This is a genomic window from Streptomyces hygroscopicus subsp. hygroscopicus, assembly GCF_001553455.1.
Classification (GTDB): Bacteria; Actinomycetota; Actinomycetes; order Streptomycetales; family Streptomycetaceae; genus Streptomyces; species Streptomyces hygroscopicus.
Map to the genome: position 1 here is coordinate 1 of NZ_BBOX01000395.1, position 2,054 is coordinate 2,054.

Sequence of the window (2,054 nt, forward strand, 5' to 3'; positions counted from 1 at the left end):
AGCACCGGACCCACACCACCAGCGGGCGCCACCGGACCCACGCCACCGGCCGCGCCGGTGCCGGAGCGGGTGAGGCCGGGGCCCACCACGCCCGGGTGGGTCTCCCCGGCCGCCAGCGCCCCGAGGGCGGCGGTGAGTTCGTCGCGGTCCCCGCCGACCAGCACCGCGCGGTGGTCGAACACCGTCCGGGTGGTGAGGAGGGACCAGCCCACGTCCCGGGGTGAGAGTGCCCGGTCGGCGGAGGTGCGAGCGGCCAGCTGCCGTGCCTGTCCCCGGAGCGCCGCGGCGCTCCGGGCGGACAGCACCCAGGGCACCGGGCCCTCGCCCCGGCCGGTTCGGGGGCCGGTGGGGGCGGCGTCGGGCTCGGGAGCCTGTTCCACGATCAGATGCGCGTTGGTGCCGCTGATGCCGAAGGAGGACACACCGGCGCGGCGGGGGCGGGCGCCGGGCGGCCACTCCACCGGCTCGGTCAGCAGCCGCACCGCACCGCTGTCCCAGTCGACATGGGGGCTGGGCGTGTCGGTGTGCAAGGTGGCGGGCAGCAGTCCGTGCCGCATGGCCATCACCATCTTGATGACGCCCGCCACGCCGGCCGCCGCCTGGGTGTGGCCGATGTTGGACTTCAGCGAGCCCAGCCACAGGGGCCGGTCCACGGGCCGTTCCCGGCCGTAGGTGGCGATCAGGGCCTGGGCCTCGATCGGGTCGCCCAGGGTGGTTCCGGTGCCGTGTGCCTCGACGGCGTCCACGTCGGACGGCGACAGCCGGGCGTCGGCGAGGGCTCGGCGGATCACCCGTTGCTGGGCGGGGCCGTTGGGCGCGGTCAGACCGTTGGAGGCGCCGTCCTGGTTGACGGCCGAACCGCGGATGAGCGCCAGTACGCGGTGCCGGTCGCGCCGGGCGTCGGACAGCCGCTGCAGGAGCAGCAGGCCGACGCCCTCGCCCCAGCCGGTGCCGTCGGCCGCCGCCGCGAACGGCTTGCACCGCCCGTCGGGGGCCAGCCCCCGCTGGCGGGAGAAGCCGGTGAACATGCCGGGCGCGGCCATCACCGTCACCCCGCCGGCCAGGGCCAGCGCGCACTCGCCCTGCCGCAGCGCCCGCACCGCCAGGTGGACGGCCACGAGCGACGACGAGCACGCGGTGTCCACCGACACCGCGGGTCCCTCCAGGCCGAAGGTGAACGCGATCCGGCCGGAGACCACGCTCGGGGTGCCACCGGTCAGCAGATGGCCGTCGAGCCCGTTGGGCGCCTCGTGCAGCCGGGGCCCGTAGTCCTGGGGCATCACTCCGACGAACACTCCGGTCGGGCTGGTCCGCAGGTCGGTGGGGCGGATGCCCGCCCGTTCGAAGGTCTCCCACGCGGTTTCCAGCAGCAGCCGCTGCTGGGGTTCGGTGGCCAGCGCCTCGCGGGGGCTGATCCCGAAGAACTCCGCGTCGAATTGCGGGGCGTCGTACAGGAAGCCGCCCTCGTGGGCGTAGCTGGTGCCGGGGCGGTCCGGGTCGGGGTCGAAGAGTCCCGCCAGGTCCCAGCCGCGGTCCCGGGGGAATTCCCCGATCGCGTCGACGCCTTCGGCCACCAGCCGCCACAGCGCCTCGGGTGAGTCGGCCCCGCCCGGGAAGCGGCAGCCCATGGCCACCACCGCGATCGGCTCGTCACCGTCGCTGGTTGCGCGGGCCGGTCGCGCGGGCGGGGCCGCCGAGGGGCCGGTGGCGGGGGTGGCGGTGCGGGCCCGCAGGTGTTCGGCGACGGAAAGTGGTGTGGGGTGGTCGAAGGTGAGCGTGGCGGTCAGGGGCAGCCCGGTGGCCGTGCCGAGCCGCTCGCTCAGTTCGGTCGCCGCCAGCGAGTCGAAGCCCAGTTCCTTGAAGGTGAGGCTCAGGTCGATGGCGCCCGGCTCGGGGTGTCCGAGGACGAGGGCCACGGTCGTCCGTACGGTGTCCAGCGGATCGCGGTCCCGCTCCGTGCCGCCGAGCCGGTCCGTCCGGTCCGTCCGGTCCGTGGGCGGCACGGGGTCCGGGTCGGTGTGCGTCCCGGTGGTTCCGGTGGCCGGTGCGGCGGG

General features: G+C 75.9%; 1 protein-coding gene. It reads right to left on the reverse strand.

Features of this window, described 5'->3' with window-relative positions; genetic code table 11:
• Window positions 1-2,054, reverse strand: a 2,054-nt coding sequence (locus AXW62_RS33130; RefSeq protein WP_252368824.1) for a type I polyketide synthase, incomplete at both ends; no start/stop codon positions are given.